Source organism: Actinoplanes oryzae (genome assembly GCF_030757795.1).
Lineage (GTDB): Bacteria > Actinomycetota > Actinomycetes > Mycobacteriales > Micromonosporaceae > Actinoplanes.
The window spans coordinates 37,503-43,829 of sequence record NZ_JAUQWH010000070.1; the positions used below are offsets into that span (position 1 = coordinate 37,503).

At 71.8% G+C, this 6,327-nt stretch carries 6 protein-coding genes; 1 reads left to right on the forward strand and 5 read right to left on the reverse strand.

The window, feature by feature from the left end:
* The first annotated feature begins 188 nt into the window (after positions 1 to 188).
* A complete protein-coding gene (locus RBH18_RS22645; RefSeq protein WP_306210969.1) occupies positions 189 to 365 on the forward strand; it encodes a hypothetical protein in 177 nt (58 codons plus the stop codon).
* Positions 366 to 524: 159 nt separating this feature from the next.
* Here the strand turns inward: RBH18_RS22645 and RBH18_RS22650 are convergent, their stop codons facing one another.
* The 5 genes from RBH18_RS22650 to RBH18_RS22670 all read right to left on the reverse strand — a co-directional run.
* Positions 525 to 2,339 (reverse strand): immune inhibitor A domain-containing protein, encoded by a 1,815-nt coding sequence (locus RBH18_RS22650; RefSeq protein ID WP_306210971.1) that lies wholly within the window; start codon positions 2,337 to 2,339, stop codon positions 525 to 527.
* Between the two features lie 375 nt (positions 2,340 to 2,714).
* Positions 2,715 to 3,314 (reverse strand): TetR/AcrR family transcriptional regulator, encoded by a 600-nt coding sequence (locus RBH18_RS22655; RefSeq protein WP_306210973.1) that lies wholly within the window; start codon positions 3,312 to 3,314, stop codon positions 2,715 to 2,717.
* On the reverse strand, positions 3,311 to 4,489 hold the full coding sequence (locus tag RBH18_RS22660) for a CaiB/BaiF CoA transferase family protein (RefSeq protein ID WP_306210975.1): 1,179 nt from the start codon (positions 4,487 to 4,489) through the stop codon (positions 3,311 to 3,313). Before RBH18_RS22660 ends, RBH18_RS22655 begins: the two co-directional genes overlap by 4 nt.
* A complete protein-coding gene (locus tag RBH18_RS22665) occupies positions 4,486 to 5,556 on the reverse strand; it encodes an ABC transporter substrate-binding protein (RefSeq protein ID WP_306210977.1) in 1,071 nt (356 codons plus the stop codon). Before RBH18_RS22665 ends, RBH18_RS22660 begins: the two co-directional genes overlap by 4 nt.
* The coding region (locus RBH18_RS22670) for an ABC transporter permease (RefSeq protein ID WP_306210979.1) at positions 5,549 to 6,327 on the reverse strand (779 nt) is incomplete at its 5' end. The genes RBH18_RS22670 and RBH18_RS22665, both read right to left, overlap by 8 nt.

The following is a 6,327-nucleotide window of genomic DNA, read 5'->3' on the forward strand; positions in this document are numbered from 1 at the left end:
CGCGCTCACGTACCTGGACCGGCGGCTGGGTCGCGCCCTCGCGCGGCGGTCGGCCCGGTTTTTCAGGGACTGGCCGCGCGTACATGGGAATTGGTCGCGGCCTGGAGCACGACGTCGCGGGGCGGGAAAGCTCAGGTCCGGGGGTGGGGGGCCGATCTTGGGGCCACTTCGACGTGGCGGGAGGCGGCGTGGCCGAGCACTTCATCGACCTGGGGAATCAGGTGCTGGGCGGGATCATCGGGCCGCGGGCCGTGGTGCCCGGGTGGGCGGTTGGTGCCTGGCTGGTCGTCATTTTCGCGGGGATTCTCGGGCCGGGGATCCAGGCGAAGATTGCCGCCGGGGAAAGCGACGAGACCCGCCGCTGACGCCGGACCGCGATGCGATGAGCGGCGAGCGACGAAACGACAGCAGACGGCGGATGACCGCGAGCGACGAAACGACAACAGACCGCGGATGATTGCGGGCCGCCCGGTGAGGCTGACGTGCCGGGTCCGGTGGGGGCACCGGACCCGGCACGTTGCGGGTCACGCCGCGGGCGGGGTGACCTTGAGCGTCATCAGCGGGACCAGGCCCGTGATCTGGGTCTTGACCTCGATCTTGACGCCGGCGCCGGCGACCTTGACCGAGTTCTGCGGGTTGAGGGTGTTGTAGTAGCGCAGCGGGTCGGAGTCGTCGAAGACCGGGATGGCCTTCGAGGACGGGACCGTGACCGGGACGCCGTTGCGGTGCAGGGTGATCGCGTCGGTCTTCTGCAGGCCGAACGTGGCGTCGAAGGGCTGGCGGCGGTTGCTGGCCAGGGTGCCGTCGGCGAAGACGATCGGCGCCGGGCGGGCGTCGACCGGCAGCGTCAGGCCGGTGCCCGGGTGACGGCTGGTGTTGTTGTTGCCCACCGCCGGGTTGACGTACCAGACGAGCAGGCCGTCCTGGTACGGGAAGCGCTCCGCCCAGTCGGGCTTGCTGTCCGCCCAGCCCCAGTTGTACGGGCCGAGCTTGAGCGTCTCGTCATAGCCCGTGTACGTCCGGTACTCCGCCGCGTAGTACGAGCCGTCGGCCAGCGGGACGACGACCGCCTCGGGCAGCACGCTCGTCTCCGCCAGCGCCGCCGAGCCCAGGGTCACCGTCTTGGCCTTGCCCGGGTTGACGGTCACGAAGTTGGACCAGCCCAGCCAGATCTTCTCCCAGGCTCCCATGTAGCCGGGCGTCGAGCCGATCGTCGGGGCGCCCCGGCCCAGCCAGGAGCCGGAGGACATGAGCGTCCAGAAGCCGGTGCCGTTCTCGCCGCCGGCCGTGTCGTAGAGGTCGGGCAGGCCGAGGTCGTGGCCGTACTCGTGGGCGAACACCCCGAGGCCGCCGTTCTCCGGCTCGGTCGTGTAGTCGCCGATCCACAGGCCGGTGTCGCCGATCTGCACGCCGCCGGCGAGGTTGCCCTCGGGGCCCGCGGTGCCGGCCAGGTTGCTGAAGGCGTACCACCGGTGCGCCCAGATCGCGTCCGGCCCCTCGGCGCCGCCGCCGGCCTCCTCGCCCGCCCCGGCGTGGATCGCCTGGAAGTGGTCGACATAGCCGTCGGGCTCGTTGAAGTTGCCGTCGCCGTCGAAGTCGTCGCGGTCCCAGACGTCGAACGTCTTCAGGTACGCCTTGATCTCCTCGGCCGTCTTGCCCGCGGCGACCTGCGAGTCGTACCAGGCGGTGGCGCTGTCCTTGATGAAGTTCCAGTAGCCGTCGGACTCGTCGATCTCGTTGCTGCCGTAGCGGGCCTCGTTGTAGGGCACCTGGACCCAGTCCGAGACGTCGCCGCCGACCGTGTACCGGCCGCCCGACTGCTTGTAGTAGAAGTTCGTCATCGACTCCTTGTTCTTCGCGAACAGGAGCTGCTTGTAATAGGAGGGGCTGAAGTCCGGCGCCCAGATCGTGGTGTTGTCGTCGGTCGCGTCGCCGTTCCAGTCCCGGTCCGGCGCGGGAATGGTGTTGTGCACCGGCCCCGGCGTGCCGCCCGCGGCGGGATAGACCTGATCCCCGAACTCGACCAGGAAGGTCAGGATCGGGTCGGTCTTGGTCTCCTTCTTGCGGTACTCGACGAACTTGTTCGCGCCGAGCTTGATGACCTCGGAGCCGTTCCGCTTCTCGGTGCCGGCCTGCCCCGAGATCAGCTTGCGCAGCGCCTCGGTCCGCTCGGCCTCCCGCTCCTCGGCCAGCGGGTGCGGCAGGTTGTCCTCCCCGAGCGACGCCTGCGGTTCGGCATCGGCCCCGGCCGTCGCGGGCGCCGCGCTCGCCGGCCCGGCCGCCAGGCCGCCCAGAACCACGGCGACCGCAGCGGTCCCGGCCAGTATCTTCCTCTTCAAGAGGGGTGCTCCCTTCCCCGGACAAGTCCCTCCCCGCGCGCAGGGGTGGGTGCACGGGGACCGGACTGATCGCACGCTCGCCGACCCCCGTTTCAGGCCGGCGTCGCCGCCATAAAATCTCACGCATTCGCATGTAGCGATACGGCCGCGCGCGTGGATGGTCGGGGTTGTCCCGGAAGGAGAGTTGGTGCGCGCTCACGATCTTGACCCCACCGGGCCGGGGCCGTCCTTGCGCCCAGGCAGCGTCGTGCTCCAGGCCGCGACGAATTCACATGTACGCGCGGCCAGTCCCTGAAGAACCGGGGCGACCGCCGTGCGAGGGCGCGGCCCGGTCGCCGGTCCAGACCGTGCACGCGACCCCGGCGAGCTTGCAGCTCACCCCTTCGCCATGCCGTCCAGCACCTGGTCATAGACGGCGAGCACCCGCCGGTCCAGCTCCTCCACCGGCACGCCGATGTCACGCGCCAGCGACTCACGGAACAGCACGTAGCCCTTGGCCGCGGCCACCGTGAAGGCGTGCAGCGCGACCGCGTCGGCGTCGGCGGGCAGGTCCCCGGCCTGCTGGTCGCGCTCGAGCGCGACCCGGGTCCGGGCGATCTCCGGCAGCGGGTGGTACTCCGGGTCGCGGTCGATCGCCAGCAGCGCCTCGACCAGCGTCACGCCGGGGTTCGCCAGCCCGTCGCGGAACATCGCGCGGCGCCGCTGCCCGAACGACGCCTCCCAGTGCCGCTTGGCGCCGGCCGCCCACGCGCGGGCCCGGTGCGCCACCGCCGCCCGCAGCAGCGACCGGCGATCCCCGAAGTACTGGTAGATCTGGCCCCGGTTGACCGCGGCCCGGTCGGCCACCTCCTGCAGGTTGAGGCCGGCGAAGATGCCGTCGCGCTGCAGCAGGTCGAAGGTGGCGTCGAGCAGATCGGCCTCGGTCCGGGCCCTGTCCCGCCCGCGCCGCCTGCGCGCCGTCTCGTCGGAGTTCACACCACGCCTTTCGCCCGGAGAGCGTCCACCTCCCCGGCGGACAGCCCGAGTATGCCGCCGAGAATCTCCTCGGTGTGCGCGCCGAGCGGGGCACCCGCCCAGCGGACCCGGCCCGGCGTCCCGCTCATCCGGGGCAGGGGTGCCACCATCGGCACGGTGCCGAACTCCGGGTCGGGCGCGGCGATGATCGAGCCCCGGGCGCGGCAGTGCGGGTCCGCCATGACGTCGGCCACGCTCATCACCGGCGACGCGGGTACCCCGGCCGCACTCAGCACGCGGACCACCTCGGCGGCGGTCCGGCCGGACACCCACGTGCCGATGATCCGGTAGAGCTCGTCCTGGTTGCGGATCCGGGCGGCGCGGTCGGCGTACGCCGGGTCCTCGGTCAGGCCGGGCATGCCCATGACCGCGGCCAGGCGGGGGAAGAGCGCGTCGGTGCCGGCGTGCACCGACACCCGGCGCCCGTCGGAGGTCGCGAAGTCGGAGGCCGGCACGATGACGGGGTTCCGGTTGCCCAGCCGCTCCCGGACGGCGCCCTCGAGGCCGAAGCCCGGCACGGCGTCCTCGGTGGCGCGCAGCCCGGCCTCGTACAGGGCGAGGTCGATGACCTGACCTTGCCCGCCGCCGGCGTCCCGGTGGTAGAGCGCGGTCATCACCGAGAAGGCGGCCAGGTAGGCGCTCATGTAGTCGATCACGGCGTACCCGCTGCGCACCGGCGGCCGGTCCGGCTCGCCGGTGGTGTAGGTGAGCCCGCTGTACGCGCTGGCGACGCGATCGAAGGCGCCCCTGTCCCGGTACGGGCCCTCCAGCCCGTACCCGGTCAGGTAGAGCAGCACAGCCCGCTCGTTGAGCGGCCGCAGCTGCTCGGGCAGCATCCGGTAGCGCTCCAAAGTGGGCGGCCGGAAGTTGGTGACCACCACGTCGAAGTGCGGGACCAGCCGGTGCAGCAGCTCCTGGCCGGCCTCGGTGCGCAGGTCGAGCGAGACCGACTTCTTGTTGCGGCCCTCCTGGAGCCAGGCGGGCGACCGGCCGCCGCGCCGGGTGAAGTCGCCGGCCCGGGGGTCCTCGATCTTGACCACGTCGGCGCCGAAGTCACCGAGGATGGTGGCGGCGACCGGGCCCGCGAGCACGGTGGCCGCGTCGAGGACCCGGACGCCGTCGAGGGCCCCGGTCACTTGCCCGCCGCGGCGTCGGCGACCAGCGACAGGTCGATCAGGTCGCCGGGCGCGACCGAGCCCTCGTACTGCAGCGTGCCCGGCACCGACCGGTACATCGCCTGCAGGCGCTCCAACGAGGAGGCGGGGACGTTCAGGTCGAACGTGACCGCCGGCGAGGACGTCAGTTTGTCCGGCGTGGTGCTCAGCAGGGTGGCCACCTTGGCCATCACCGCGGCGTCCCGATGGTAGTCACCGGTCAGGTACGTGTTGATCGTGCGCTCGAGCGCCCGGAAGAACGCCAGCCCGGACTCCCGCCCGGCGCCCAGCAGCCGGGTGGTGGCGAAGTACCCGGCGATCTGCGTGTCCGTCCCCGCCGACCCCTCGGCCAGGAACGCGGCCGGCTTGGCCACGGCGGTGTACGGCGGCCCGAGGATCGCCCCGTCGACGGTCCCCTTGATGAGCGCCTGGGCCATCGCGGCCGGGTCGCTGAACGGGGTCATCGTGATGTCGGCCGGCTCGACCCCGCCCTTGGTCAGCGCCGAGTAGAGGACGTACTGGGACGGCGCCGCCAGCCCGCCCGGGTTGACGCCGATGTTCCTGCCCTTGAGCGACGCCGGGTCGAAGCCGGCCGCGGGACCGTACTTGTTGCTCACGTAGAGGCCGCTGTCGGGCTGGCTGTGCGAGACACCGGAGACCCAGCGGATCGGCACGTTGCTCTTCAGCGAGTTGAAGACCAGCGCCTGCGCGCCGGCGTACGTCAGGTCGATCTTGTTCTGCCCGAGGAGGGTGAGCAGGTTGGGAACGGTGTCGTGGACGAACTCGACGGCCAGGTTCTCCTTGGCGAACTCGCCCTGGGCGTCGGCCAGCAGCGCCGGCACCTCGACCTCGAGCAGCGAGGGGATGCCCACCTTGAGCGTCGTCCTCGCGGGCAGCGGCTTGGGGGCGGGCGCGCCCGCGGACGCGGTCAGGGCGGCGCCGCTGGGCAGCTCCGAGACCTTCCGGGCGTCGGCGGCGCTGGTGTCCTCCGGGGAGGCGCACGCGGCGGTGAGGGCTACGGCCACGAGGGTGGCGAGGGCTTTACGCATGACTCTTCCTGAGACTGTGCGGAGGGACGGCGAGGCGGAGCAGCAGACCGACCAGACCGGTGAAGGTCACCCCGAGCACCCCGGCCACGATGACGCCGGCGTACATGGTGGCCGGGTCGAAGACCTGGGACCGCTGGAAGATGAGATAGCCGAGGCCGGTGCTGCCGGAGACCATCTCGATGCCGACGATCACCAGGATCGCGATGCCCGCGGTGAGCCGGATCGAGGTGGCGATGGCCGGCATCGCGGCCGGGACGATGACGTGCCGCAGCAGCAGCCCGCGGCGCGCGCCGAAGACCGTCGCAGCGTCCCGGTACCCCTGCTCGACCGACAGCACGGCGGTGGTCGAGGCGAGCACGACGATGAAGAACACGGTGACTCCGACCAGCACGATCTGCGGCAGGCCACCCAGGCCGAAGATCAGCAGGAACACCGGGAAGAGCGCGAGCTTCGGCAGCGTGTAAAGGGCGATCAGGGTGTGTTCGAGCGCGGCCCGGGCGATCCACGACATGCCCAGGAGCAGGCCGAGTACGACCCCCGCGGTCACGCCGCCGGCATAGCCGACGAGCAGTTTGCCCACCGTGTCGCCGATCGCGTCGGTCATGACGCCCGTCTCGAACGACGCCACGCCGGCCCGCCAGATCGTGTCCGGCGCCGGGAAGAACCGGGTGTCCAGGCGGCCCGCCCGCGCACTGATCTCCCAGATCGCGAGCAGGGCGACCGGCGTACCCCAGGCCAGCAGGAAGGTCGTCACCCGCCGGCGCCGGGCCG